At 72.5% G+C, this 24,452-nt stretch carries 23 protein-coding genes and 1 tRNA gene; 9 read left to right on the forward strand and 15 right to left on the reverse strand.

Translation table 11 applies throughout. The features are described 5' to 3' along the window. On the reverse strand, positions 1 to 606 hold the full coding sequence (locus ACWCV9_RS18085) for a hypothetical protein (RefSeq protein ID WP_450787749.1): 606 nt from the start codon (positions 604 to 606) through the stop codon (positions 1 to 3). A 67-nt stretch (positions 607 to 673) separates the two neighbouring features. On the opposite strand from ACWCV9_RS18085, the gene ACWCV9_RS18090 reads away from it, so the two are divergent. Continuing rightward, entirely contained in the window at positions 674 to 1,174 is a 501-nt protein-coding gene (locus ACWCV9_RS18090) for a GNAT family N-acetyltransferase (protein WP_450787751.1), read from the forward strand. On the opposite strand, the gene ACWCV9_RS18095 is transcribed toward ACWCV9_RS18090, so the two are convergent. Further along, on the reverse strand, positions 1,167 to 3,224 hold the full coding sequence (locus ACWCV9_RS18095) for a DHA2 family efflux MFS transporter permease subunit (RefSeq protein ID WP_450787753.1): 2,058 nt from the start codon (positions 3,222 to 3,224) through the stop codon (positions 1,167 to 1,169). The two genes, ACWCV9_RS18090 and ACWCV9_RS18095, sit on opposite strands and share 8 nt — an antisense overlap. 140 nt (positions 3,225 to 3,364) lie before the next feature. Here ACWCV9_RS18095 and ACWCV9_RS18100 point away from each other — a divergent pair, with 140 nt between their 5' ends. Next, positions 3,365 to 4,294: a peptidoglycan-binding domain-containing protein gene (locus tag ACWCV9_RS18100; RefSeq protein WP_450787754.1), complete on the forward strand. Its 930-nt coding sequence runs from the start codon at positions 3,365 to 3,367 to the stop codon at positions 4,292 to 4,294. Positions 4,295 to 4,306: 12 nt separating this feature from the next. On the opposite strand, the gene ACWCV9_RS18105 is transcribed toward ACWCV9_RS18100, so the two are convergent. Beyond that, the gene (locus tag ACWCV9_RS18105; protein WP_450787756.1) at positions 4,307 to 4,975 is read right to left on the reverse strand and encodes an HAD-IA family hydrolase; all 669 of its coding nucleotides are present in this window, start codon (positions 4,973 to 4,975) and stop codon (positions 4,307 to 4,309) included. A 167-nt stretch (positions 4,976 to 5,142) separates the two neighbouring features. Next, complete coding sequence (locus tag ACWCV9_RS18110) at positions 5,143 to 5,724, reverse strand: TMEM165/GDT1 family protein (RefSeq protein ID WP_450787758.1); 582 nt, start codon at positions 5,722 to 5,724, stop codon at positions 5,143 to 5,145. Positions 5,725 to 6,097: 373 nt separating this feature from the next. On the opposite strand from ACWCV9_RS18110, the gene ACWCV9_RS18115 reads away from it, so the two are divergent. Then, on the forward strand, positions 6,098 to 6,742 hold the full coding sequence (locus ACWCV9_RS18115) for an HNH endonuclease family protein (protein ID WP_450787759.1): 645 nt from the start codon (positions 6,098 to 6,100) through the stop codon (positions 6,740 to 6,742). Positions 6,743 to 6,761: 19 nt separating this feature from the next. Here ACWCV9_RS18115 and ACWCV9_RS18120 read toward each other — a convergent pair whose 3' ends face one another. The 3 genes from ACWCV9_RS18120 to ACWCV9_RS18130 form a co-directional block, all read right to left on the reverse strand. Then, positions 6,762 to 7,409 carry a DedA family protein gene (locus ACWCV9_RS18120; RefSeq protein ID WP_450787760.1) on the reverse strand — a complete coding sequence of 216 codons (648 nt, stop codon included), beginning with the start codon at positions 7,407 to 7,409 and terminating at the stop codon, positions 6,762 to 6,764. Between the two features lie 131 nt (positions 7,410 to 7,540). Beyond that, the gene (locus ACWCV9_RS18125; RefSeq protein WP_450787762.1) at positions 7,541 to 7,993 is read right to left on the reverse strand and encodes a DoxX family protein; all 453 of its coding nucleotides are present in this window, start codon (positions 7,991 to 7,993) and stop codon (positions 7,541 to 7,543) included. A 220-nt stretch (positions 7,994 to 8,213) separates the two neighbouring features. Beyond that, on the reverse strand, positions 8,214 to 8,435 hold the full coding sequence (locus tag ACWCV9_RS18130) for a DUF2277 domain-containing protein (RefSeq protein WP_450787764.1): 222 nt from the start codon (positions 8,433 to 8,435) through the stop codon (positions 8,214 to 8,216). Positions 8,436 to 8,529: 94 nt separating this feature from the next. Between ACWCV9_RS18130 and ACWCV9_RS18135 the strand changes: the two genes are divergently transcribed. Further along, positions 8,530 to 9,465 (forward strand): ketopantoate reductase family protein, encoded by a 936-nt coding sequence (locus ACWCV9_RS18135; protein ID WP_450787765.1) that lies wholly within the window; start codon positions 8,530 to 8,532, stop codon positions 9,463 to 9,465. A gap of 60 nt (positions 9,466 to 9,525) precedes the next feature. On the opposite strand, the gene ACWCV9_RS18140 is transcribed toward ACWCV9_RS18135, so the two are convergent. Continuing rightward, a tRNA-Val gene (locus ACWCV9_RS18140) sits at positions 9,526 to 9,597 on the reverse strand. Positions 9,598 to 9,787: 190 nt separating this feature from the next. On the opposite strand from ACWCV9_RS18140, the gene ACWCV9_RS18145 reads away from it, so the two are divergent. The 3 genes from ACWCV9_RS18145 to ACWCV9_RS18155 all read left to right on the forward strand — a co-directional run bounded on the left by ACWCV9_RS18145 (position 9,788) and on the right by ACWCV9_RS18155 (position 12,920). Then, the gene (locus ACWCV9_RS18145) at positions 9,788 to 10,561 is read left to right on the forward strand and encodes a DUF4097 family beta strand repeat-containing protein (RefSeq protein ID WP_450787767.1); all 774 of its coding nucleotides are present in this window, start codon (positions 9,788 to 9,790) and stop codon (positions 10,559 to 10,561) included. Between the two features lie 83 nt (positions 10,562 to 10,644). Next, on the forward strand, positions 10,645 to 12,048 hold the full coding sequence (locus ACWCV9_RS18150) for a hypothetical protein (RefSeq protein ID WP_450787768.1): 1,404 nt from the start codon (positions 10,645 to 10,647) through the stop codon (positions 12,046 to 12,048). Between the two features lie 287 nt (positions 12,049 to 12,335). Next, a complete protein-coding gene (locus tag ACWCV9_RS18155) occupies positions 12,336 to 12,920 on the forward strand; it encodes a DUF4383 domain-containing protein (protein WP_450787769.1) in 585 nt (194 codons plus the stop codon). On the opposite strand, the gene ACWCV9_RS18160 is transcribed toward ACWCV9_RS18155, so the two are convergent. The 3 genes from ACWCV9_RS18160 to ACWCV9_RS18170 all read right to left on the reverse strand — a co-directional run bounded on the left by ACWCV9_RS18160 (position 12,908) and on the right by ACWCV9_RS18170 (position 17,803). Continuing rightward, on the reverse strand, positions 12,908 to 14,023 hold the full coding sequence (locus ACWCV9_RS18160; RefSeq protein WP_450788070.1) for an amidase domain-containing protein: 1,116 nt from the start codon (positions 14,021 to 14,023) through the stop codon (positions 12,908 to 12,910). The genes ACWCV9_RS18155 and ACWCV9_RS18160 overlap by 13 nt on opposite strands. Positions 14,024 to 14,198: 175 nt before the next feature. Beyond that, complete coding sequence (locus ACWCV9_RS18165) at positions 14,199 to 15,500, reverse strand: hypothetical protein (RefSeq protein WP_450787770.1); 1,302 nt, start codon at positions 15,498 to 15,500, stop codon at positions 14,199 to 14,201. Between the two features lie 47 nt (positions 15,501 to 15,547). Then, positions 15,548 to 17,803: a transglycosylase domain-containing protein gene (locus tag ACWCV9_RS18170; RefSeq protein ID WP_450787771.1), complete on the reverse strand. Its 2,256-nt coding sequence runs from the start codon at positions 17,801 to 17,803 to the stop codon at positions 15,548 to 15,550. Positions 17,804 to 17,979: 176 nt separating this feature from the next. Here ACWCV9_RS18170 and ACWCV9_RS18175 point away from each other — a divergent pair, with 176 nt between their 5' ends. Beyond that, the gene (locus ACWCV9_RS18175; RefSeq protein ID WP_450787773.1) at positions 17,980 to 18,201 is read left to right on the forward strand and encodes an FmdB family zinc ribbon protein; all 222 of its coding nucleotides are present in this window, start codon (positions 17,980 to 17,982) and stop codon (positions 18,199 to 18,201) included. Positions 18,202 to 18,287: 86 nt separating this feature from the next. Here ACWCV9_RS18175 and ACWCV9_RS18180 read toward each other — a convergent pair whose 3' ends face one another. The 3 genes from ACWCV9_RS18180 to ACWCV9_RS18190 are packed head-to-tail and all read right to left on the reverse strand — an operon-like array spanning position 18,288 to position 22,771. After that, entirely contained in the window at positions 18,288 to 19,100 is an 813-nt protein-coding gene (locus ACWCV9_RS18180; protein WP_450787775.1) for an HAD family hydrolase, read from the reverse strand. Continuing rightward, positions 19,100 to 21,580, reverse strand: a complete 2,481-nt coding sequence (locus ACWCV9_RS18185) for a phosphoribosyltransferase (RefSeq protein WP_450787777.1) — start codon at positions 21,578 to 21,580, stop codon at positions 19,100 to 19,102. Before ACWCV9_RS18185 ends, ACWCV9_RS18180 begins: the two co-directional genes overlap by 1 nt. A gap of 24 nt (positions 21,581 to 21,604) precedes the next feature. After that, positions 21,605 to 22,771 carry an HpcH/HpaI aldolase/citrate lyase family protein gene (locus ACWCV9_RS18190; protein ID WP_450787779.1) on the reverse strand — a complete coding sequence of 389 codons (1,167 nt, stop codon included), beginning with the start codon at positions 22,769 to 22,771 and terminating at the stop codon, positions 21,605 to 21,607. A 174-nt stretch (positions 22,772 to 22,945) separates the two neighbouring features. On the opposite strand from ACWCV9_RS18190, the gene ACWCV9_RS18195 reads away from it, so the two are divergent. Then, complete coding sequence (locus ACWCV9_RS18195) at positions 22,946 to 23,662, forward strand: TerD family protein (RefSeq protein WP_450787781.1); 717 nt, start codon at positions 22,946 to 22,948, stop codon at positions 23,660 to 23,662. A 34-nt stretch (positions 23,663 to 23,696) separates the two neighbouring features. Here ACWCV9_RS18195 and ACWCV9_RS18200 read toward each other — a convergent pair whose 3' ends face one another. Beyond that, positions 23,697 to 24,428, reverse strand: coding sequence for a TerD family protein (locus tag ACWCV9_RS18200; protein WP_385845254.1), 732 nt, complete (start codon positions 24,426 to 24,428; stop codon positions 23,697 to 23,699). Between the last annotated feature and the right edge of the window lie 24 nt (positions 24,429 to 24,452).

Consider the following 24,452-nt stretch of genomic DNA (forward strand, 5'->3'; position numbering starts at 1 on the left):
CTATACCCCCTCTTGCGATCGGCCCCTGGTGGAGGAGCCGGCTGCGGTGGTCAGGTCGTCGAAGAGGGCGCGGGCGCCGACGAGGGCCCGGCGCATCTCCTCGGTCCCGGCACCGTTCCCGCCCGTGGCACCGGCACCGCCGGCCCCGCCCGACGCCACCCGGTGCACCTGCCGGTAGCCGTCGACGTGGTCGGGGTGGTGGACGGAGAGCGCGGCGAGCTGCTCCTCGTAGCGCGCGCCGTCCGGGTAGCCGCGGGCGGCGGCCAGTTCCGCGAGCAGCCGGTCGGCCTCGGCGACCGCCTCGCGCGGTGCCTCGACGAAGTGTTCCTGGACGGTCGCCCAGCGGTCCGTGTACTGCCGCAGCGCCGCCTCGTCCAGTGGACGTTCGCGCAGGTCGCCGTGGTGTTCCAGGCGGTCGGCCAGCTCCCGCTCGGCGGCTCCCGCGTCCCCGTCGTGCCGGGCGACCGCCCGGTCGTACTCGGGCCCGAAGCGCTGCTCCAGGCTGGGCCCGTGGCGCCGTGCCCGGCCGCGCAGCGCCATGGCGACGGTGCCGACGACCACGACTGCCGCGATCACGATCAGAGCGATGATCAAGCCTGTGGACATGTCCTCCGGGTGACCCGGAAGGGGACCGGCAAACAGCGGCGCGCAGGAGTCGGCCGACAATGGCCCCATGACATGGACCATCGCCCCGGAGCCGTACGACTCGCCCACGGCCGCCGCCCTGTGGCGGGCGTACTACACGGAGGTCAGCGACCGCTGGTACCTGCTGCACGAGGGGCGCCGCACCGACCCCGCGGAGCTGGAGCGGGAGATCGCGGCGGAGACCGGCGCCCATCTCGCGCCGCCCGGCGGGCAGTTGCTCGTCGGCCGGTACGACGGCATCCCGGCCGGCTCGGCGGGCGTACGGCTGCTGACCCCGGACACCGCCGAGCTGACCCGGGTCTTCGTGGCCGAGGACAGGCGCGGCACGGGCGGTGCCGCGCTGCTAGTCGCCGCCGCCGAGGAGGCCGCGCGCGCCCTGGGCGCCCGGCGGATCGTCCTCGACACCCGCTCCGACCTGCGCGAGGCCCGCGCCCTGTACGCCCGGCTCGGCTACACGGAGACCGCACCGCACAACGCGGAGCCGTACGCCGAGCACTGGTTCTGCAAGGAGCTGCGAGCGGTCAGCTGACCTCGGCCCGCGGGCCGTGGTGCACCGGCTGCCCCTCCTCCGGTCCCTCCCGCGACGAGCCGCACAGCTCCCCGGTCAGCTCCTTCACCAGCTGCACCAGGTCGGTCGAGCGGCCCGGCTGCCACCAGTCGCCGAGCAGTTCGGCCAGGGACTCCTCGCGGGCCGCCGCCAGCCGCTCGGCGACCTCGCGGCCGGACGCGGTCAAGTACAGCTCCACGCCCCGGCGTTCGGCCAGCCGCCGCTCCTCGACCTGGCGGGCGGCGGCGAGGACGGCCTCCAGCGGCACGGGACCGCGCTCGGCGAGCTGGGCCGGTTCGACGCAGCCGTGCTTGCGGATGCGCAGCAGCACCCAGCTCGCGGCGGGCAGCAGGTCGTAGCCGGCCCGCTCGGTGATCTTCCGGTAGACCTGCCGGCGGCCCTCCCGGGTGCCGAGCACGGACAGCGCCCGGCAGACCTCGTCGTACGAGGACCGCTCGACCGGGTTGGGCGCGATCGTCTCGGAGACGTCCGGCGCGGTGACCGAGCCGCGCAGCGGGTCCTCCTTCAGGAACCACGCCAGCACGAAGCCGAGGAGGGCGACGGGGGCGGCGTAGAGGAAGACGTCGGTGATGGCGGACGCGAAGGCGTGCAGGGCCGCCGGGCGCAGCGCGGGCGGCAGGGCGGCGATGCCGCGCGGGTCGGCCTTGAGGGCGTTCGGGTCGGCCCCGGGCGGCAGCCGCACGCCCGCGAAGGCCGCGGTGAGCTTGTCGGCGAGGCGGCCGGCGAAGATCGTGCCGAAGATGGCGACGCCGAAGGAGGCGCCGATGGAGCGGAAGAAGGTGGCTCCGGAGGTGGCGACGCCCAGGTCCTCGTAGGCCACCGCGTTCTGCACGATCAGCACCAGGACCTGCATGACCAGGCCGAGACCGAGGCCGAAGACGAGGAAGTACGCGCTCATCTCCGCGGTGCCGCTGTGCTCGTCGAGCCGGTGCAGGAGCAGCAGGCCGAGGGCGGTGACGGCGGTGCCGGTGACGGGGAAGACCTTCCACCGGCCGGTGCGGCTGACGATCTGCCCGGAGACGGTGGACGACAGCAGCAGGCCGAAGACCATCGGCAGCATGTACACCCCGGACATGGTGGGGCTGACCCCGTGCACGACCTGGAGGAAGGTCGGCAGATAGGTCATCGCGCCGAACATCGCGAAGCCGACGATGAAGCTGATGACGGCGGCGAGGACGAAGGTGCGGATCCGGAACAGCTTCAGCGGCAGGACGGGTTCCGCGGCCCGGCGCTCGACGGCGACGAACGCCACGGCCAGCAGCACGCCCAGCACGGCCAGCCCGATGATCTGCGCCGAGTCCCACGCCCAGGTGGTGCCGCCGAGCGAGGCGTCGAGGACCAGGCAGGTGGCGACCGCCGCGATCAGGAACGTACCGAGGTAGTCGATGGCGTGCCGCTCGGTGCGGCGCGGGATGTGCAGGGTGGTGGCGATGACGGCGAGCGCGACGACACCGACGGGCAGGTTGACGTAGAACACCCAGCGCCAGCTCAGATGCTCGGTGAACAGGCCGCCGAGCAGCGGCCCGAGCACACTCGTCGCGCCGAACACGGCTCCGAACAGCCCCTGGTAGCGGCCGCGGTCGCGCGGCGGGACGACGTCCCCGACGATCGCCATCGACAGCACCATCAGCCCGCCGCCGCCCAGGCCCTGCACCGCCCGGAACGCGATCAGCTGGGGCATGTCCTGGGCGGCCCCGCACAGCGCCGAGCCGATCAGGAAGATCACGATCGCGGTCTGGAACAGCCGCTTGCGCCCGAACTGGTCGCCGAGCTTGCCCCACAGCGGGGTGGCGGCGGTCGAGGCGAGCAGATAGGCGGTGACCACCCAGGACAGGTGCTCCAGACCGCCGAGGTCGCTGACGATGGTGGGCAGCGCGGTCGACACGATCGTCTGGTCGAGTGCGGCGAGCAGCAGCCCGAGCAGCAGGGCGCCGATCGAGACGAGCACATTGCCGGGGACGTGTTCGCCGTCCTTCACGTCCTTCGCCGTTCCGTGCGTGTCCAGGGCCATGGAGACCTCCCGGGGCTCGGTGCGCCTCTTCCATCGTGGTGTGTGTCACCGTTTATGGCCTGTTGAGTCCTGTGTCGCGGCGGGAGATGCGGAGAAGGTCTGCATAGTCTCTGAAGGCCGCGAGGGGGAGGGGCGAACACATGAGCGAGCACGGCAACGAGCACATAGGCGCGCGCAGCGCCGCCGTCTGCCCGGAGTGCGGGGCGCCGCGGGGAGCGGACCGCAGCCCGTCGTGCGACTGCACCGCGCGGGCCGCAAAGGTGCTGCGCGAGACGCGGACGGCCGAGGCAGCGGCGGCGGAGGACTTCGATCCGCTGCGGATCCGGCCGTACGTCGAGATGCCCGACCAGGACCCGGGACCGCCGGCCACCGCGTCGTTACCGGCGGCCGTCGGGACCACGCTGCCGCCGGGCCCGGACCGTGCAGACCCGCCGGTGTTGCAGAGGGACGGCGGTCCGGCCGCGCAGGAGACCGGCCGGGGCCGGCGCCGTACGGTTCTGCTGTCGGTCGCGGGCGCGGGGGCCGTGGTCCTGGCGGTGGCCGGTTTCGCGCTGTTCTCCTATCACGCGCCGTCCCGGGACCGGGACCGGGCGGCGGCCGAGGAGGTCAGGGCGAGCGTCCCGGACGTCACCGCGCAGCGGTCCGCCTCGCCGACGGCCCGGGCGTCGGCCGCGACACCCCCGCCGCCCCGGCAGGCCCCGCCGGCCGCGTCGACCCCCTCGTCTTCGGCCACCCCCAGCGCGTCCCCTTCCCCGACGCCCTCGCCGACACACAGCGCGACCGCCTCCCCCTCCCGCACCCCGTCGGCGACGGCCACTGCCGCTCCGGCCGCCACACCGGCCGCCGGCCCGGTGCTACGGACCGGCGACTCGGGCCCGCAGGTCGTCGAACTCCAGGAGCGGCTGCGGCAGTTGAACCTGTACGACGACCCGGTCGACGGCGTCTACGACCGCTCGGTGGGGGACGCCGTACGCACCTACCAGCTGGCGCGCGGCATCCAGGGCGACACGCTCGGCGAGTACGGCCCGGCGACCCGGGCGAGCCTGGAGGCGGAGACGTCGAAGCCGTGAGGGCGGGGGCCGTCAGCCGATGTGCAGCCGGATGGCGCCGTCCGCCGCGGGTTCGACGCGGACCCGGGTGAGGTCGGGCACGGTCACGTCGGGGTGGTGCGCGGCGGCGCGCGGGCCGATGCCGACCACCCGCATACCGGCGGCGCGCCCCGCCGCGATACCGGCGCCGGAGTCCTCGAAGACGACGCAGTCGGCCGGGTCGACGCCCAGCTCGGCGGCGCCCTTCAGAAAGCCCTCGGGGTCGGGCTTGCTCGCGCCGACCGACTCGGCGGTGACCCGGACCTCGGGCAGCGGCAGCCCGGCGGCGTTCATGCGCGCGGTGGACAGCGGCACGTCGGCGGAGGTCACCAGCGCGTGCGGCAGGCCGTGCAGGGCGGCGAGGAAGGCGCTCGCGCCGGGGATCTCCACCACGCCGTCGGTGTCGGCGGTCTCCTCGGCCAGCAGGCGCGCGTTGTCGGCGAGGTTCTCCGCCACGGGCCGGTCGGGCAGGAGGACGGCCATGGAGGCGTGCCCCTGACGGCCGTGCACGACCCGCATCACCGCGTCGCCGTCCAGCCCGTGCCGCCGGGCCCAGCGCCGCCAGACGCGTTCGACCACGGCGTCCGAGTTGACGAGGGTGCCGTCCATGTCGAGCAGGAGGGCGCGGGCGGTCAGGACGACGGGCGTGGCGGTGGCCGGCATCGGCAGCTCCAGGAACGGACGAGCCCCCGGGGAGACGCCGGGGCGCGGGACAAGGCGGCCCCGCCCGCCGGTCAGGGAGAACGGACGGGAGCCACTTTGTTTCTCCACGGTACAAAACCGGGGGGCGTTTCCGCCACCGGCTTTCCCGGGTGCGCCGCCCGGCGGGCTCAGCCCGCCACCGCCTCCCACAGGGTCCACACGCCGAGCGCCAGCATCAGCAGCGCCGCGATCCGCGTGATCAGCCGCAGCGGCACCTTCCTCATCAGGGCCTTTCCGCCCACGATGCCGACCCCGGCGACGGCCCACAGGCCGAGCGTCGCGCCGAGGCCGACGGAGAGCGGGTCGTCGTAGCGGGCGGCGAGGTTGGCGGTCATGATCTGGGTGAGATCGCCGAACTCGGCGACCAGGATCAGCATGAAGCCGGTGCCGGCGACCTTCCAGAAGGACTGGTCGGCGGGCTTCCTGATCTCCTCCTCGCCGTCGTCGTGCTTCAGCAGCAGCATCGCGGCGCCGCCGAGGAAGAGGACGCCGGTGACGGCGTGCACGAGCCACTGCGGCAGCAGGGTCAGCACGCTGCCGGCCGCGACGGCGAGCACGACATGCAGCAGGAAGGCCGCGGCGACACCGACGAAGACATGACTCGCCCGGTAGCGGGTGCCGAGGACCAGGCCGGCGAGCGCGGTCTTGTCCGGCAGCTCGGCGAGGAAGATGACGCCGAAGACGAGCGCCGTCACGGTGATGCTGATCAAGGTTCCTCAATCGGTCGGGGCTGCCCGCCGAGAGTGTGGTGCGTCCCACGATGACACCTCGGCACGGCAGCGCACTGGGCGCCCGCGCCGGGGCACGGGCCTGCACTGCTTGCCGAAGGTCTCGCTGGCGGCCCGCACGAGGTCCGCCTCCGGGCGCCGGCTCAGCCTGGCTGAGCAGTATGTCGACGGTCCGGCGAAGAGCTACTCCCCTTCTGCGCTCCCCATCGTACGGGATGTGAAGGTTTCCCCGTAAACCTTGGCGTGGCATGAACACGCCATTACCTTCTTACCGAGCGCTCACCTCCCGGCAACACAGCGCGGCGAGCATTCCCTCGCCCGCACCCCAATCCCCCACACTCCACAGGGAGTTCGCATGCCGAAGAGCTACGCGCGTCGACGCTGGAGCATAGTCGGGGTCCTTACCGGACTCATAGCCTCCGCAGCCCTGTTCAACAGCCCGAGCGCCGCCGCCGCCCTGCCCACCCCGGTCAGCGCCGCCACCGCCCGCACCTACCTCGCCGAGCTGACCGTCGCCGCCGAGAACCGCACCGGCTACGACCGGAACCTGTTCCCGCACTGGATCACCATCAGCGGCACCTGCAACACCCGCGAGACGGTCCTCAAGCGGGACGGCTCGAACGTCGTCACCGACTCCTCCTGCGCGGCCACCGGCGGCAGCTGGTACTCGCCGTACGACGGCGCCACCTGGACCGCCGCCTCGGACCTGGACATCGACCACCTGGTCCCGCTGGCCGAGGCCTGGGACTCCGGGGCGAGCGCATGGACCACCGCCCGGCGCCAGGCCTTCGCCAACGACCTGACCCGGCCCCAGCTCATCGCCGTCACCGACAACGTCAACCAGGCCAAGGGCGACCAGGACCCGGCCACCTGGGTGCCGTCCCGCTCCGCCTACGTGTGCACCTATGTCCGCGCCTGGGTGCAGGTGAAGTACTACTACGACCTCTCGGTCGACCCGGCGGAGAAGACGGCGCTCACCCGCTACCTGGGCGGCTGCTGAACCGGCGCCGCCCGGCGCGTCAGGAGACCGGGCGGCGGCGCACCAGGAAGCCCGCGACCGCCCCGACCCCGAACAGCGCGGCCACCGACACCCCCGTCGCCACCCAGGTGGCACCCAGCCACCGGGCGCCGTAGTAGCCGAGGGCGACGCTGTAGCCGGCCCAGGACAGACCGGCCAGGGCGGACCAGGGCACGAAGTCGCGGGCGCGGCGGTGCGCGGCGCCCGCGCAGAAGGAGACCACCGAGCGGCCGGCCGGGGCGAACCGGGCCAGCACCACCAGCGCGCCACCGCCCCGGGCGAGGGCCTCGCCGAGCCGCTCCTGGGCGCTGGTCAGCCGCCGGGAACGGGCTATCGCCCGGTCCAGCCGCTCACCGCCGCGCCAGGCGAGGCGGTAGGCCACCAGGTCGCCGAGGACGGAGGCGGTCGTCGCGCAGAGGATCAGCGCGAGGATGTCCGGCACATCGTGCGGCACGCGTCCGGTCGCCGCGCCCGAACCGGCCGCGGCGGCCGTGGCCGCCGTGATGACGAGCACCCCGCTCGGCAGCACCGGCAGAAAGACGTCGAGCAGCACGGACAGCGCCACCACGGCATAGATCCACGGCCCGGCCGCCAGCGACCCCAGGCTCTCCCACACGACGACTCCCGTTGCTCCCCCGTTGACAGCCATACAGCGTACGCGGGGGGTGTGACACCGGGGGCCCGGGGGCCTCGGGAGGCTGATGTGGCAAAGCCGCACGCACACGCATCGGCGCCCTCCCCGAAGACCGGGAAGGGCGCCGTGGCACGGGTGACGCGGGATCAGGCCGCTATCGGGGCACGGTCGGTGGCGCGGCCGCCCTCGGCGGCGGTGCGGCGGCCGAACAGGCGGTCCAGGCCGAAGGCGCCGGAACCGGTGAAGACGAGCAGGAGGAACGCCCAGCAGAACAGGACGGACAGCTCACCGCCGTTCTGGATGGGCCACAGCGCGACCTTCTGGTGCACGTCGAAGTACGCGTACGCCATCGAGCCGGAGGCGACCAGCGCGGCCCCGCGGGTGCCGAGACCGAGGAGCACCAGGGCGCCGGCGACCAGCTGGATCACCGCCGCGTACCAGCCGGGCCAGGCGCCGGCCGGGACGGTGGCGCCGGTGCCCATGGCGCCGCCGAGGACGCCGAAGAGCGAGGTGACGCCGTGCACGGCGAAGAGCAGACCGATCACGATGCGGAAGAGCCCGAGGACGTAAGGCTGAGCGGAGTCGAGACGTGCGGACATGGGGGGTTCTCCTCTTCGGTGTCTTACGGGCCGGCCCGCCGGGGACGGACGGGACGGATGGGGAGCGGGTACCGAACGGAGAACTCAGGTTAGGCCGACCTAAGCAGTACTTGCAACTTCAACATTCAGCCGATTTTCCGCTTCCGCTTGCGGACACGCTGAAGGCCCGCACCGCAACGTAGAGCCAATTCCGGGGCGAGGGAAGGAGATTGACGGTCAGTCAGCGAACGGGGTGCCCCCGCACCTCGAGGCGGCCCAGCAGCTCCGCTGTGGCCCGGGCCACAGCGTCCACCGCCTGGTCGAAGACCTCGCGGTTGTGGGCGGCCGGGGCCCGGAAGCCCGAGACCTTCCGTACGTACTGAAGGGCGGCGGCGCGAATGTCGTCCTCCGTGGCCTCACCGGGCAGCACGGGCGGACGCAGCGTCTTGATACTCCGGCACATACCCGAAGTCTCCCGCGCGCCCCGCGTTCCTGCGATGATCACGTGCGAAGGCGGCCACCGATCCCCGGGGCCGACCGTCGAAGGGAACAACTCCATGACCAACCAGCGCTCCCCACAGCCGGCCCGGACGCCGTACAGCGTGGCGGTGCTCGGGCCCGGCGGCACGGGCGGTCTGCTCGCCGCCCTGCTGTCCCGGGCCGGCCACCGTGTCGTCTGCCTGGCCCAGGAGGCCACCGCGGACACCCTGCGGCGCGACGGAATCACCGTCCGCAGCGCCCAGTTCGGGAACTTCACCGCACCCGTCGAGGCGGACACCGAGCTGCGCACCCCGGTGGACGCCTGCCTGATCACCGTCAAGCACACCGCGCTCGACGCCGCCCTGACCCGCGTCCCGCCCGCCGCACTCGGCGACGCCCTCGTCGTACCGCTGCTGAACGGCGTCGAGCACCCGGACACGCTGCGCGCCCGCTACGGCGCCGGCCGGGTCGCGCCGGCCGTGATCCGGGTGGAGTCCACCCGGGTGGCACCGGGCGTGATCGAACACGGCAGCCCGTTCACCGAGATCGACCTCGCCGGGCAGGCGGTGCCCGGGCCGCGGCCGGCCGCGCTCGCCGCCGCTCTCACCGCCGCCGGTACGACGGCCCGGCTGGTCGAGGACGAGACGGCGGCGCTGTGGGCCAAGATGGCCTTCCTCGCCCCGTTCGCCCTCCTCACCACCCGCTACGCCCTCCCCCTCGGCGAGGCCCGCACCCGCCACCGGGAGGAACTGGAGGCGCTGGTCGCGGAGACCGCCGCGGTCAGCCGTGCCTGCGGCGCCCCCGCCGACCCGGCCCAGGCCCTCGCCCGGTACGCCGCCTTCCCGCCCGCCACCAGGTCGTCCATGCAGCGCGACGCCGAGGCGGGCCGCCCGCTGGAGCTGGACGCCATCGGCGGCGCCCTGCTGCGGGCGGCCGAGCGGCACGGCGTGCCGGTACCGGTGACGGCCAGGCTGGTCGCCGAGGTGGCGGCGGCGGCCGGGGCCGCCCGCTGACGGAGCTGACCCGGGAACGACAAAGCCCCCGGCCGTGGTCGGCCGGGGGCTCTTCGTCGGTGGGCGCGGACGGTTTCGAACCGCCGACATCCTGCTTGTAAGGCAGGCGCTCTACCCCTGAGCTACGCACCCGCACCCCGGGCCATGCGCCCAGGACGAGTCGACAGCCTACCTTGCCCGGCCGGGTGCACCGCAAACCCGTACCGCGGGGCCACAGGCTCGTAGGGGGGTTATCCCCACCATGGGCCGGGAGCAGGCCGGAGTCCCTTCCCGGGCTTGATCGTCTACGGTCGTGGCAGACCATCTCAGGGGGAGTTCTCGCATGACCCGTTCCGTTCCCGTCCGCGCCGCCGTCACGGCCGTACTCGCCGGTGCGCTCGTCGCCGGGCTGAGCGCCTGCGGCGCGTCCGCCGACGACGACAAGCACCCGGACCACCGGTCCTTCGCGCTGCACGGCCGCACCCTCACCGTCGACGCCGACGACGCGGCCCTCGACATCGTCCCCGCCCGGGACGGCGGCACGGCGGGCACGGTCGCGGTCACCCGCTGGTTCCAGGGCTCCGTGACCGTCGGCAGCGGGCCCTCGCTGAAGTGGTCGCTGGACGGCGACCGGCTGGTGCTGCGCACGGACTGCTCCGGGCTGATCGCCGACTGCTCGACCCGCTACCGCGTCGAGGTGCCGGCCGGGGTCGGCGTCAAGGTCGACGACGGCAACGGCAGCGTGCGGGCGCACGGCTTCACGACCGCGCTCGGGATCCACACCAGCAACGGCGAGGTCCACGTCACCGACTCCACCGGCCCGCTGGACCTGCGCTCGGACAACGGCACGGTGCAGGCCGCCGTCTCCTCGCGGCGGGTGCACGCCGAGTCCAGCAACGGCACGGTGGACCTGGAACTGAAGGCCGTACCCGACTCCGTGGACGCCCAGAACGACAACGGCGCGGTGACCGTCACCCTGCCCCGCGCCGAGTACCACGTGCGGGCCGACTCGGACAACGGGGCGGTCTCGGTGGGGGTGCAGCAGCGCGACCGCAGCCCGCACCGGGTGACCGCGAACTCCTCCAACGGCTCGGTCACGGTACGGAACGCGAACTGACCGGCCCGTGTCTTCGTCCGCACCGGGTGGGAGAATGACTCCACGTCCGCCACCCAGGGCGAAGCACAGCACGGGAGAGGGATGTGACGGCGACACCCGGCACGCCATCGACACCGCCGTACCCGCCGCCGTCCGCCGCACCGGCCCGGCGCGGGCCGGGCCCGGCCACGGCCGTGCGGGACACCCTCACCCTGCTGGGACTGCCGGTGCTGCTCGCGCTGGCGCTGCCCGGCGCGTTCGCCGGGGGCGGTACCCGGCGCTGGTTCGGCGGCCGGGCGGAGAGCATGCGCGCCGAGGCGCAGGCCGCGAAGGACGCGGCGGCGGCCGCGTTCTACGAACTCGACACCGCCCAGCGGGATCTGCGGATCTCCGTGGAGACCATCACGGCGGTGGACGACTCCCCCGCCGCCCGCCGTACCGTCACCGACTTCGAGGCGCTCGGACAGCGCATCGACGAGGTCAGCCGGCGCTACATCCAGGCCGTCGACGCGCACGACCTGGACCGGGACGACCTGGAGGCCGCCGCCGCCACCCGGGCGCGGTCGGAGCTGACCGCGGCCCGCGACGAACTGGTGCGGGTCAAGCAGGAGCTGGACCGGTTCGGCAGCTCGCTCGGGCCGCTGCTCGACAAGGCCGAGACCCAGCTGGCCCGGGTCGCGCCCGCCGTGGAGCGGGCCCGGCAGGCACTGCTGGCCGCGAGCAACGCCCTGGACGCGGTGCGGGAGCAGGGGCTGCGGGCCGACGACCTCGCCGCCCGGCTGGCCGCCCTCTCGCCCGAGCTGACCCGGCTGAACCAGGGGGCGGGGCAGCACGGGGTGCAGCAGACGCTGGAGCGGGCCGAGCGGGTGCAGCGGGAGGCCGGGGCGATCCGGGCGGAGGCCGAGCGGCTGCCGGAGCGGGCGGCCGAGATCGACCACCGGCTGGTCTCGCTGCGCACCCGGGCCCAGGCGCTGACCACCCGGGCCGGTCAGGTCGACCCGGTCCTCAGCGAACTGCGCCGGCGGTTCTCGGCCGCCTGCTGGCAGGACCTCCAGCAGGTGCCGGAGCGGGCCGCGGAGGCGGTACGGCAGGCCGAGGAGAAGCTGCGCGAGGCGCAGACGGCGCGGGACGCGCAGCGCTGGGCGGACGCGGCCTCCCTGCTGTCGACCGTGCGGGCGCTGCTGAACAGCACGGACGAGGCCGTCTCGGCCGCCGGGGAGCGGCTGAACCGGCTGAACGCCGTACAGAAGGACCCGCGGGCGGAGGTCGAGCGGACCCGGTTCGCGATCCGGGACGCGCAGCGGCTGGCCATGGCGGGGCGTACGACACCGGATCCCCGGCACGCCGGTCCGCTGGACGAGGCGGTGGCCCGGCTGGAGCGGGCGGCCGCGGCCGTGCAGGAGGGCCGGCACCCGGACTACTGGCACTTCCTGGGCGAGACGGAGGCCGTGCGGCGGGTCGCGGCGGCGGTGGTGGCGCGGATCCGGGAGGAGCGGGGCGGCCACTGAGCGCGGCGGCCGCCGGGTGCCGCCGGTTGCAGGGCTCCGGGCGGCGGGCGGATATTGGGGGGAACGGACGTATGGCCTCCGCTAGGGCTTTCTTTCGGATCAGGTCGGCTGCGGTGGCGGTGCCGTTCGGCCGACGCGAGCGGGGTCTGGTGCGTGCAGATGCAAGGCGGAGGACCGAGTCGACGCGGAGCGTCGGCGAGGGACGACAACGCAGCAGATGTGCGTGCCAGGGCCCGCGACGCCGGCAAGATCCGAAAGAGAGGCCTTAGCGCCCGAGGGAGGCGGACATGGCCACACATGCAGCTCACCCGGAGCCGCGACAGCAGCGGATCCGGTTCGACGAGCACCTTCCCGTCGACCACCGGCTGAACACCGTCTACCGGATCGGTGCGGGCCTGATCGGCGTGTTTCTGCTGGTCTTCGGCATCCTCGGGGTGCTCGACCACATCGGCTTCTTCAGCACCGGCGGTGACACGGTCGCCGGGCTGAACACCAACGGCGCGCTGAGCTGGCTGTCGATCGTCGTCGGGGCGATCCTGCTGGCCGGCATGGTGGTCGGCGGAAACGTGGCGTCCACGCTGAACATGGTGTTCGGCGTGCTGTTCCTGCTGAACGGCTTCCTCAACCTCGCCCTGCTGGACACGCCCCACAACTTCCTGGCGTTCAAGATCCAGAACGTGTTCTTCAGCTTCATCGTGGGCCTGCTGCTGATGACCTTCGGCATGTACGGCCGGGTCGGCTCGGCCCTGCCGCACGACAACCCGTACTGGCGGGCCCGCCACCCCGATGCGGAGGAGCGGGCACGCCGGCTGACGCGGCAGGGCGAGCTGGACGGACCGGACCGGGGTCCGGGCCCGGGTCAGGTGCGGTAGGCGTAGAAGTACGCGTTCGGGTACGACGCGACGAGGCTCGCCACCGACCGGTTGTAGGTGTTGGTGGAGTGGTACGTCACGTACGGCACGCCCCAGCGGTCGCGGTAGGTGACGATCATCGAGTGGTCCTTGGACCCGTCCCGGTTGAAGTCCATCTGGATCACGTCGCCGAGGTCCGCCTGGTAGACGTTGGCGAGCGGCGTGACCCGCTTGGAGGACAGGGCGAACCAGGAGAACTCGTTGACGCCGACGAAGGAGTCCGACTGGATGTCGGCGTTGCCGAACCACTTGTGGAAGTCGTTCGTGTAGCCGGGCACGTGCTTCCAGCCGCCCGCCTTCAGGGACTGGCTGACGAAGTTGGTGCAGTCACCGCCATCGGCCTCGCCGTTGAAGTCCGGGTAGTCCGGGTTGTAGTTGCGCCAGTACTTGGTCGCGTACGCCACCATCGCCTGGTAGTCGTAGGCGCCGCCGGTGAGGGTCTTGCGGTTGGCGGGCGCGGGCCAGCTGGTGGCCGCGCGGGGCGCGTCCGGCGGGCCGTCGTCCGCGGGGGTGGTCCGCGACTTGGCGACGGAGGGCGTGGCGACCTGGTTCACGGCCAGGTAGCCGTCGTCGGTGTCGCGGATCCCGGTCAGCTGCCAGTCGCCGCTCGCGTCGGCCTTGAAGCTCAGCTCGTGGTGGGCCTGGAATCCCGTGGTCTTCGGGCCCTTGGCCGCCGGCTTCTCGTAGGTCAGCGTGGTGGTCTCGGTGACGGCGACCTTGGCGCGCCGTCCGTGCACCTCGGTCGCGTCCAGGGTGACCCGGGTGCTGCCCGCGCTGTACTTCTCGCCGAGCTTGGCGAGCCGGGACTTGCGGGCACGCAGCTGGCCCACGGCGGCCGCCTGCTGGTCCTGCTGACCGCCGGACATCCGCACCGAGCCGGTGAACCCGGCGGCGTGCTTGGTCCCGGCGCTGCCGGCGCCGTCCACCAGGGCCTGGGTGCGGTCGGTGAACACCGCGTCGGCCAGCTTCTGGAAGGTCGCCTTCGTGGCCGCGTCCACCGTCGGGTCATTGGTGACGGCGGCGCCCGCGCTCCAGTTGGGGACGAGGGCCACCGCGGCGACCACGGCGGCGGCCGAGGCCGTGACTATGGCCGTACGGCTGCGCTTACGGCTCAGTTTTCTTGATCTCAATGATGTTCCCCTCTACGCCGGTACACCTACCGGGCGAGGGGCATCTTCGCATGTATCGAGCGTCGGTTGTGAAGGGGGTTGCACAAGTGGAATCTCCTGTGCCCCAAGGCTATTTGACGACCGATGACCAGTCCGGTGACTGTGCGGGATCAAGACTGCGCAGAGCGGTGAGCGTTTCCGGCTTCTGCACGTCCAGCCAGTCGGCGAGTTCCTTGAACGACACGCACTTGACGCCCTTTTTGGTGCAGATCTTCGGAATGATCTGGTCGATGGCCTTCATGTAGATGCCGCCGTTCCAGTCCTCGAAGTGGTTGCCGATGAACAGCGGCGCGCGGCTGCCGTAGTAGGCGCGGTTGAAGCCGTCCATGTAGGAGGAGACGGTCTGCTGTTCCCACTCGGGGTACTTGGCCGGATCGCCGTGGGTCTCGCCGTTGGACTGGTTGTAGAGGAAGTTGAAGTCCATCGACAGGCCCTGGAACTTGCCGTTCTCGTACGGCAGCATCTGGAGCGGGAAGTCCCAGACGCCGTTCTTCTTGGTCGGCCATATCTGGAAATCGCCCGGGGAGCTGGCGTCATAGCGCCAGCCGTAGCTCTTGATCGCTTTCAGCAGATTGGGCTGGCCCTCCAGACAGGGCGCGCGGCCGCCGGTGACCTCCTGCTTGAAGTCGAAAGGCAGGGCGGGAACGTCCGTGAAGCCGGTGTTGGTCTTCCATTTCTCCACGAACGAGTAGAACTGGTCGATCTCGCTCTTCCACTGGTCCACACTCCAGTCGCCGCCGCCCTTGGCGCCGCAGAAGTGGCCGTTGAAGTGGGTGCCGATCTCGTTGCCCTGGTCGTAGGCGAGGCGCAGCTGTTCCAGGGTGCTGCGGATGTGGTCGTCGGTGGCGTAGTCGATCGCGGCGTCGCCGGGCGCGTGCATCGGGCCCTGGTACAGGGACTTCTTGCTCTTGGGCAGCAGGTAGATGCCGGTGAGGAAGAAGGTCATGTGGGCGTCGTACTGCTTGGCCATCTCCCGGTAGTGCGAGAAGAGATGGTCGCTGCCCTCCAGCGCGCCGTCCCAGGAGAAGACCACGAACTGCGGCGGCTTCTCGCCGGGCTTGAGCGGCACCGGCTTCAGCTCGCCCTTCTGCGGGCCGGTGTAGGAGGTGGAGCCGTCCCCGAGGACCTTGGTCCTGCCGTCCCAGGAGGGGCTCGGCGAGGCCTTCGGAGCGGCCTTGCCGCCATGGGCTCCGCCGGAGGCCGCGGTCGGCGCGGTGTCGTCCGGGCGGGACAGGGCGAGATAGCCGGCGACGAGCGAGGCCACGACGAGGAAGGCGGCCAGCGTCAGCACCTGCGGGCGGGTGGCGGCGGGGACACGGCGCCGGCGGCCGGCGGCCCGGCGGCGGCCGTTCGGTGACTTCTTGCGGGACATGCGCGGCTCATTCTCCGAGAGGGGCGAGTGGGGTACGGGTCTTGCTGTCAGCCAAGACCCATCGCGGCCGACCAGAGGTTGTACGGAACGCTGTCGGATGTTCCGGCCAGCCCTTCCAGCGGGAGGGGCTCCAGGGACTTGGCCAGATCCATCCGGTAGACCACGACCGCCGTCGAGACCGAGCCGGCGGTGCCGGCGTACCAGGAGGCGGTGGCCTTGCCGGAGCCGTCGGTCTTCCCGACGGCGATCCCGGTGTCGGCGCTGCCCGCCTTTCCGGCCACCCCGTCCTGGGCGGCCGCCGTGGCCGGGTGGGTCAGACGGAAGGACTCGGTGAGGGCCTCGGTGACGTCGTGGGCCACCTGCGCGCTCACCGCCGGGCGGGGGCGCGGGGTGTTGAGGGCGACGGGTGCGCCGTTGCGGGTGATGCGGCTCACCGAGTAGGGCTCGGTGTGGCTGCCGCCGGCGGCGAAGGTGGCGTACCCGCTCGCCATCCGGATGGCGCTGGGCGTGGAGGTGCCCAGGGACAGGGCGGGCACCTGGCTGCCGATGCTGGAGGACAGCAGTCCGGACGACACCGCGGTCTGCCGCACCTGGTCCAGGCCGGTGTCCATGCCGAGCTGCATGAAGGGCGTGTTGACGGACTTGGCGAGGGCCTCGCCCAGAGCGATCTTGCCGTAGGACCTGCGGCCGTCGTTGTGCGCGGCGACCTTCTTGCCGCTGCGGTCCCAGTAGGGCCCCTCCGGCGTGGTGACCGGGATGCCGTCGTCGCCGTCGTAGACGCTCTCGGGGGTGACCGGGGTGGCGGCTCCGTCGCGCGTCTTGTGCACGCCGTGCTCGAGCCCCGCCGCGTAGACGAACGGCAGGAACGCGGTGCCGGCCGGGACGGTGGCCGCGTTGGACTCGTTGTAGCCCTGCGTACGGTGGTCCGGGCCGCCGTAGACCGCGAGGATCCGGCCGTCGGTGGCGACCGAGGCGGCGCCGTAGTGCCCGTCCTTCGCCGCCCCCGGATGATCCCTCCTGGCCTGCTTGCGGGCCTTGGTGACGGCGTCGGTGAGGGCCTGCTCCCGCTTGCGGTCGAAGGTCGTGTAGATCTGGTAGCCGCCGAGGTCGAACTGCTTGTCGGTGAGGTGCCCGGCCTTCTTGGCGTACTGCGCCGCCAGCTCCACCAGATAGTCGCTCTGCGCGCCGGTGTTGTAGAGCGGGTTGCTCTTCAGCGGCTCGGGGAAGGTGGTGTACCGGGCGCGCTCCTGCGGCGACAGCCGGTGGATCTTGACCATCCGGTCCAGGATCCACTTCCAGCGCTCCTCGGCCCGGTGGTGGTTGGCCTTGCCGAGCGTCGGGTCGTACAGGCCCGCGCCCTTGAGCAGGCCGGCCAGCATGGCCGCCTCGGAGGCGTTGAGCTTGCTGACGTCCTTGCCGTAGTAGGCCTGGGCGGCGCGCTGGATGCCGTAGCTGCCGCGGCCGAACCAGCTGGTGTTGAGATAGCCCTCCAGGATCTGGTCCTTGCTCATCTTGTTGTCGAGCTTGAGGGCGATCATCGCTTCGGTGAACTTGCGGCTGACCGTCTGGTTCTGGGTCAGATAGACGTTCTTGACGTACTGCTGGGTGATGGTGGAACCACCCTCGGTGTCCCCCTGGCCCACCGTGCGGTACAGCGCCCGGGTGAGGCCTCTGACGGATATGCCCGGGTCCGAGTAGAAGCTCTCGTTCTCCGCGGCCAGCACCGCCCAGCGGACGTCCTCGGGTATGTCCTTCAGCGGCATCGCCTGCCGCTGCACCCAGCCCGTCCGGGCCATCGGGGTCCCGTCGGACCAGAAGTACACATTGTCCTGTTGCGTGGCGTACGAGTTGAGGTTGCTGGGTATGTCGGTAAGGGCGTACGCGGTCACCAGGAAGGCGCTGAGCAGCCCGAAGGAGGTCAGGACGCCGCCCACCCACTGCCGCCAGGACGGCATCCAGCGGCGCCAGCCGGTCCGGCCGGGACGCGGATAGCGGGGCCTGAGGCGGCGTATGTACGGCGCGAGGCGGCGCGCGTAGGGCGCCAGCGGCCCGAGCAGGCGTGCCACGGCGCCCGTGAGGCGCTCCCGCGCGGCCGGGCGCGCACTGCGCCGCCGCTCGGCCCGGCCGCCGCCGGCGGGCCGCTGGGCGGGCCCGCCCGGAGGCGGTGGCACGCGCAGCTGCATGGTCTCGTCCGCCCTGAGAGCGTCCACTCTCAGATGCAGGGTCTCGTCGGCGGCGACCGGCTTGTCCGCACGGCCGCCGTCCCCCCGGGGGCGACCCTCCCCCTGCGACGCATCGGTCACGCCTGCGTCTCCCTCCGCACTCGCTGTTGCTCGCGCGGGGCTGAGCGTCCTCGCAACGGCGTTCACAAGTTATCAGCGATGTTTTCGAAACCCCCGCACAACTGTCGGGTGGCAAGGAACACTCATCAAAGATTGAGACACCGTTGTCGGCGGCTCCGTACAGCTACTCTGGCCCCATGCCTCGCTATGAGTACCGCTGCCGGAGCTGCGGCGACACCTTCGAACTGAGCCGGCCCATGGCCGAGTCGGCCGCCCCCGCGAGCTGCCCCGCGGGCCACGACGACACGGTGAAGCTCCTGTCCACCGTGGCCGTGGGCGGAAAGGCCTCCGCGGCCCCCGCTCCCGCCCCGCGGGCCGGCGGCGGGGGCGGCTGCTGCGGCGGCGGCTGCTGCGGCTAGGGGCTCCGCCCCGCTCAGCCCGGTTGCCCCGCTCAGCCCGGTTGCCCCGCTCAGCCCGGTTGCCCCGCTCGGCCCGGCCGTCCGGCTCAGCCCGGCTGTCTGGAGGCCCGCAGGAACTCCCGCAGGATCCGCTCGCCCGCCAGCACGCCCCGCTCCGGCAGGGCGGCGATCCGGGGGGCCGTCCACATCGTGTCCGCCAGCTCACCGTGGCCGGGGCGCCAGCCCCGGTCCGCGACCAGCAGCAGATCGGCGTCCAGCAGGGAGTCCCCGGCCGCCAGCGTCAGCTCCGCGCCGGTCCTGCGGGCCACCTCCCGGACCGCCGCGCTCTTGGTGAGCGGCCGCGGTACGGCGTAGATCTTGCGGCCCTGGAGCGAGACGGTCCAGCCCCGGTCCTCGGCCCACACCGCCAGCTCCTTCACCCACTCCTCGGGCAGCAGCTCGCGCTCGACGACGAGGTAGGTGAACAGGTCCTCGGCGACGCGGTGCTTGCGCACCCAGACCGGGTCGGCGGAGCGCACCAGATGCTCGTGGACCTCGCTCAGCGGCGCGCACTGCTCGGCGAGCCGGGCCTGCACGGCCGCGTGCCAGCCGGCGTCGGTGACCCCGTCGACCAGCAGATGGCCGCCGTTCGCGCAGATCGCGTACTTCGGCGGCGGGCCGGGCAGGTTGATGCGCTGGTACTGCTTGCGGGTCCGGGTCGTCGTGGGCACGAAGACGGCCGCGTCCCCGAGATCGGTCAGCAGCTGCCCGGCCGTCTCGGTCATGTACGACAGCGGCCTGCTCTCGTGCACCTCCACGCACAGCAGCCGGGGCGCCCGCGCGTCCGGCATGGTCAGCGCGAGGGCCGCCGAGGAGTAGATCAGCGTGCGGTCGAGGTCGCTCGCCACCAGCACCGGCATCAGACGTTCACCGCCTTGCCGTCGGCGCCCGTGGCGCCCCGCGTGTACTTCGGGTGGATCAGCCCGACACAGGTGTACGGCAGTCCGCCGACCTCCTCGACGGGGACGCCCCGCTGCTCGGCGAGCAGGCGCACATGGTCCAGGTCGGCGCCGGCGCCCTCGCGGGCCAGGATCTTCCAGGGCACCCGGCGCAGCAGCACCCGGGTGGTCTCGCCGACGCCCGGCTTGACCAGGTTCACGTCGTGGATGCCGTACTCCTCGCTGATCCGCTCCACCGCCCGCCAGCCCTCCCAGGTCGGGGTGCGGTCCTCGGCGAGCAGCTCCTTCACCGCCATGTCCACGCCGTCGGCGACCTCCGGGAAGCGGGCCGCGACGGCGTCGAGGAAGGCCCCGGAGACATCGGCCGCGGCCAGCTCGCGGTAGAACTTCGCGCCGTGGAAGTCGTCCGGGCCGACCAGGTCGGCCCGCAGGACGGTGCGCGAGATCAGGCCCGAGACGGTGGAGTTGAGGCAGGCCGACGGGATGAGGAAGTCCTCGCGGGTGCCGTAGGTGCGCACGCAGGAGCCCGGGTCGGCGAGCACCGCGATCTCCGGGTCGAACCCGGTGATGCCCTCGGCCGCCTCGAACTCCGCTATGGCCTGGGCGAGTTCACGGGTGATGGCGCCCTTGCCGGTCCAGCCGTCGACGAAGACGATGTCCCGTGGGTCGTGCCGGTCGGCGAGCCAGCGCAGCGCGTTGGCGTCGATCCCGCGGCCGCGCACGATCGACACCGCGTAGTGCGGCAGCTCGAGCCCGTGCCGGAACTGCGCCCAGCGGCGCATCAGCACGCCGACCGGGGTCCCGGCGCGGGCCAGCGAGACCAGCACCGGGCGGGGGGTGGGGGTCCCCCCGCTCGAGCGAAGCCGAGAGTGGGGGAGTTCGGCGATGACGGTGTCGGTCACCACGCCGACCGCCTGGGCGATCCGGGCCGCCGAGGCGTCCAGGGCGGTGTGGAACAGCTCCTGGTACTGCGCGCTGGGCTGGTACTCCACCGGCAGCGACTCGGCGTAGTGCGCGCCGCCGCTCTGGATGGCCTCCTCCCGCTCCTCGGTCGGGGCCTCCAGGGTGACGTCGGAGAGGTCCTGGAGCAGCCAGCCGACCTCCTCCGGCGCGTACGAGGAGAAAGCGGGGCCGCGGAGGGGCTCGGGCAGCATGGCCGGCCTTTCGGGAGCGTGCGGTTCGTACGACGGGACGACCGCGAGCAGGACGTGCGGAACATGGGCGGCGAGTCGGGCCAGCAGGCCGTCGGGCGCGTGCAGGGCCGGGGTGTCGGCGACGGAGTCGACGACGGCCACGACGGCGTCGAAGCCGGCCCCGGCGACGTTGTAGGCGTAGCGCTCGCCGGGCCCGTCGGCCGGGTCGTCATGGGCGGGGAAGGCCAGCCGGGTACGGATCGCGTACCCGGGGTCGTCCACCGCGAGGACGGGCGAGCGGGTGGTGGTGGAGAACCGCACCTCGGCAGCGGTGCCCCGCTCCAGCTCCCGGGCGAGGCGCAGCGGGGCGTACATCAGCTCCTCGAAGCCGAGCACGAGCACCTGGCGGGCGCCGGCGGGCAGGGCCTCGGCGACGCGCGCGGCCATGGCGGGCAGCGCGGCTTCGAGACGGGCCCGGTGGGCGGGCGTGAAGCCGTGCCGCCCACCGTCGGGGAGACCCTGCGGCCAGTGCAGATCGACCCGGCTGACCTGGGGCGCCCCTGCTGCCGCCGGGTGGGCGCGCTCCGCCGCCTCGTGGTCGGCCACCAGCCGCTGCCCCTTCTCCAGCACGTCCGACGGCAGCCGTACGACCCCGGACGCGGCGGCGACCAGATCCACCCGCGCCCCGATCTCGGCGGCGAACCGCTCCAGCCGCCCGGCGTCCTCGGCCGACCGCATGTCGACGAGCGCGACCACCACGTACCGCTGCCGCGGATACCGCTCATGCAGGTCACGGATGGTGTTCAGCACGGTGTTGCCGGTGGAGAACTCGTCGTCGACCAGCACCAGCGGGCCCTGTCCCGCCAGCAGACCGGGGTCCTCCGGCAGCAGCAGGTGGGACGTGGCGTGCGAGTGCGCCTCCTCGAAGCCGCCCGCGCGGGCGACCCCGGCCACCGGCCGCCGGGTGGAGTGCAGATACGGCGCCGTGCCGAGCCCGTCGGCGACCGCGTGGCCCAGGCCGGTCGCGGTCTCCGCGTAGCCCAGGACCACCGCCGCGGCCGCCTCGGCCGGGGAGAGCAGCTCGGCGACCTTGCGGCCGAGCCGGACGCCATGGCCGTACACCACCGTCGGCGACTGCGGCACATGCTTGCCGAGGACGTGGGACACCAGCAGATGGGCCCGCTTGGGATTACGGCGCAGGGCGAGGCCCAGCAGGGCGCGCAGCCCGTCGTCCCCCTCGAGTTCGACGCCGAGCCGCTCCGCGACCCAGCTGCCGGACCAGATGCCGTCGTGCACTGCCTGATTCATGCATTCCTTGGACATGTCGAAGGCTCAGCCGGGTATGCCCGCGGCGAGCAGCTCCACGAAACCGACGTCCTCGTTGGCCACGCCGAACACCTCGGCGCGCAGCAGGGTCCGCTCGGCCCAGGCGCGGTGCGGCTTCACCTCGTTCATCTTGTTGGTGTAGGCCGAGCGAAGTACACCCCCGCCGCCGCGTTCCGGCCGCAGGATGTCCTGGGCGTCGCTGAACTCCTCGTGGCTGACCACGGACAGCGCGTGCACGGGGAGCACATGGGAGGGGTGGATGCAGGTCTTGCCGAGCAGGCCGTTGGCCTGGTCGAGGGAGATCTCGCGCAGCAGTCCGTCCATGGCGTGCTCGATCAGCCTCTCGCGCAGCTCGACGGCCTGCACCTCCAGGAAGGGGCTCTGCCGCAGCTGCGGCTTGAACATGCGCTCGGAGACCCGGAAGTACTCCCAGACCGGTCCGGTGACGGTGAAGCCGGTGCCGTCGGCGCGGCCCAGCATGTTCACCACGTCGGCGATCACCGAGGCGACGATCTGGACGTCGTAGGCGGTCATGTCGGGGGCGCGGCGCAGGCCGTAGGAGGAGCAGAAGTCGGTCACGCCGAGGCGGAGGGCGAGGACCCGGTCGCGGAACTTGTCGACGGCGCGGAAGATCCCCTCCAGGGTCTCCACCCGGCTCTCGCGATAGAGCAGCTCGGGGGATTCCAGCACCGGCATGGCGAACAGCCGGCGGCCGCTCTCGGCCTCGGCGGTGGCCAGGGCCTCCAGGAAGGGCAGCCCGCGCTCCTCGGTGAACTTCGGCAGCACGAACCCGGACAGCAGCCGCACGGACCCCCCGAGGCGGCGTACCAGACCGGGTATCTGCTCGGGGGTGCGGACCCGGATGAACAGCAGCGGCGGTTCCGCGCCCGCCCGGGCGTCCAGCTCGGCGAACTGCCGGACCAGGTTGTCCTCGCCCGCCGGCACGTCCGCGTCGTCGATCGAGTCCTCCAGGCAGAGCACCATCGACACCACGCCGTTCCCGGCCTGCTTGAGGATGTCCTCGGCGAGCCGGGGCCGGGTGGCCGGGCTGTACAGCGTGGCGCCCAGGGCGGCGGCGAGCAGCCGGGCCGGGGAGTCGGCGGTGAACGCGCACGGCTCCTGGTGGAAGAGGCGCTCTCGCACCTGTGGGGCGATGTGCCCGAAATGACGCATTGGACTCCCCAGGGCTGCGAGCCGAGTCTCTGAGTTCGGTAAAGGGTGGCCGGTAATAGTACGTACGGGGTCGTGTCGGGGGTTCCCGCCGGGCATGAACTTCCGGTAACTCCCCCATGTCCGCCGCAACACCCCGCATTGTCGTGACCAGGACCGAGAGGGCAGGATGACCGCATGACGCACGCGATGCTGAAGGGGTCGAACGTCCCGCTCGAGGCCACCACGGTGCGCGCGGTGCTGCGCTGGACCCCCGGAACGGGGGTCCCGGACGTGGACGCCTCCGCGCTGCTGCTGGGCCCCGACGGCCGTGTGCGCTCCGACGAGGACTTCGTCTTCTACAACCAGCCCCGGCACCCCTCCGGGAAGGTGTGGCGGCTGGGCAAGAAACGGGTCACCGACGGGCTGACCGACACGATCCAGACGGATCTCTCCGGTGTCGAGCCGAGCGTCGGCCGGATCGTGCTGGTCGCCTCCGCGGACGGCGACCGGTTCGACCGGGTGCCCGGCCTGAGCATCCGGCTGTACGACGCCTCGGTGGCCGACGCCGAGCCGCTGGCCGTGTTCGAGATCAAGCCGGAGACCGGCGCGGAGACGGCGCTGATCTGCGGCGAGCTGTACCGGCGCGGGGAGGGCTGGAAGTTCCGCGCGCTGGGCGAGGGCTACTCCAACGGGCTGAAGGGGCTCGCCACGGACTTCGGCATCTCGGTGGACGAGTCGGAGGCGGACCCGGCCGCCTCCCAGCCGCTGCCTCCGGAACAGCCGACCTCGGCGGTGCCGCAGCAGCCGCCCGCGTACGGCTACCCGCAGCCGATGAGCCCGCCGGCCGGCCCCCCGGCGTACGCCGGAGCCTTCCGGCTGCCGCCGCAGGGGCCGCAGTTCATCGGACGGTGACCGGCCCCGTCCGCGGGGCCTGTGCCTTCGGGGGCTAGACCTTGCTCTTGTAGCCCCGCCCCCACTGGAGTCCCCAGCCGTACAGCCGGTCCAGCTCGCCCTGGAAGCCGTACACGAACTTCACCTCGCGCCGGACGATCAGCTCGTCCTTCACGTTCTCGATCATCACCACCGCGCAGGAACGGGCCTGGGGGTGGCGTTCGTCGAGGCTTATCTCGATGCGGGGGCCGTTGCTGGGGTACAGGGTGACGATGGCGTGGGTACGGTCGAACGCCGGCGTCTGGTCGTAGATGTAGACGAAGACCAGCAGCCGCTTGATGGCGTCCCGGTGGTCGAGATTGACGTACATCGTCTCACCGGACGCCGAGCCGAACCGGTCGTCCCCGCTGAGCTTGATGTACGGCGGTGCGTTGACGTCGCCGAGGTAGTTGCCCAGCGGCTGGACGACCCCCTTGGTGCCGTCCGTCAGCTCGTACAGACAGCCCAGGTCGAGGTCGACGTCGACCATGCTCTGGCCGTGTCCCTGCACCTCCGGCGGCCGCAGGGCCCGGAAGGGGTGCCGCAGCAGGCTGGTGCCGCCCTGGGTGTCGAAGTCGGAGGTGCGCATCCGCCAGGTGAGGTTGACGCGCAGGTTGCCGGTGGCCGCGCCCTGCTTGTTCAGGGACACCGCCGGGTGCCGTTTGCTCAGCTCGATCGCGTTGGTCGCCGCGCTGCCGGAGTCGAAGTCGGCGGCGCGCCCGCCCAGCAGTCCGTCGAAGAAACCCATTCCCGCCCCCAGGTATGCAGCTGT

It is taken from the genome of Streptomyces sp. NPDC001606 (assembly GCF_053596835.1).

Coding starts and splice junctions, on each gene's coding strand:
- ACWCV9_RS18085 (WP_450787749.1), bottom strand. CDS start 606: ATGTCCACAGGCTTGATCATCGCTCTGATCGTGATCGCGGCAGTCGTG.
- ACWCV9_RS18090 (WP_450787751.1), top strand. CDS start 674: ATGACATGGACCATCGCCCCGGAGCCGTACGACTCGCCCACGGCCGCC.
- ACWCV9_RS18095 (WP_450787753.1), bottom strand. CDS start 3,224: ATGGCCCTGGACACGCACGGAACGGCGAAGGACGTGAAGGACGGCGAA.
- ACWCV9_RS18100 (WP_450787754.1), top strand. CDS start 3,365: ATGAGCGAGCACGGCAACGAGCACATAGGCGCGCGCAGCGCCGCCGTC.
- ACWCV9_RS18105 (WP_450787756.1), bottom strand. CDS start 4,975: ATGCCGGCCACCGCCACGCCCGTCGTCCTGACCGCCCGCGCCCTCCTG.
- ACWCV9_RS18115 (WP_450787759.1), top strand. CDS start 6,098: ATGCCGAAGAGCTACGCGCGTCGACGCTGGAGCATAGTCGGGGTCCTT.
- ACWCV9_RS18120 (WP_450787760.1), bottom strand. CDS start 7,409: ATGGCTGTCAACGGGGGAGCAACGGGAGTCGTCGTGTGGGAGAGCCTG.
- ACWCV9_RS18125 (WP_450787762.1), bottom strand. CDS start 7,993: ATGTCCGCACGTCTCGACTCCGCTCAGCCTTACGTCCTCGGGCTCTTC.
- ACWCV9_RS18130 (WP_450787764.1), bottom strand. CDS start 8,435: ATGTGCCGGAGTATCAAGACGCTGCGTCCGCCCGTGCTGCCCGGTGAG.
- ACWCV9_RS18135 (WP_450787765.1), top strand. CDS start 8,530: ATGACCAACCAGCGCTCCCCACAGCCGGCCCGGACGCCGTACAGCGTG.
- ACWCV9_RS18145 (WP_450787767.1), top strand. CDS start 9,788: ATGACCCGTTCCGTTCCCGTCCGCGCCGCCGTCACGGCCGTACTCGCC.
- ACWCV9_RS18155 (WP_450787769.1), top strand. CDS start 12,336: ATGGCCACACATGCAGCTCACCCGGAGCCGCGACAGCAGCGGATCCGG.
- ACWCV9_RS18165 (WP_450787770.1), bottom strand. CDS start 15,500: ATGTCCCGCAAGAAGTCACCGAACGGCCGCCGCCGGGCCGCCGGCCGC.
- ACWCV9_RS18175 (WP_450787773.1), top strand. CDS start 17,980: ATGCCTCGCTATGAGTACCGCTGCCGGAGCTGCGGCGACACCTTCGAA.
- ACWCV9_RS18180 (WP_450787775.1), bottom strand. CDS start 19,100: ATGCCGGTGCTGGTGGCGAGCGACCTCGACCGCACGCTGATCTACTCC.
- ACWCV9_RS18185 (WP_450787777.1), bottom strand. CDS start 21,580: ATGAATCAGGCAGTGCACGACGGCATCTGGTCCGGCAGCTGGGTCGCG.
- ACWCV9_RS18190 (WP_450787779.1), bottom strand. CDS start 22,771: ATGCGTCATTTCGGGCACATCGCCCCACAGGTGCGAGAGCGCCTCTTC.
- ACWCV9_RS18195 (WP_450787781.1), top strand. CDS start 22,946: ATGACGCACGCGATGCTGAAGGGGTCGAACGTCCCGCTCGAGGCCACC.
- ACWCV9_RS18200 (WP_385845254.1), bottom strand. CDS start 24,428: ATGGGTTTCTTCGACGGACTGCTGGGCGGGCGCGCCGCCGACTTCGAC.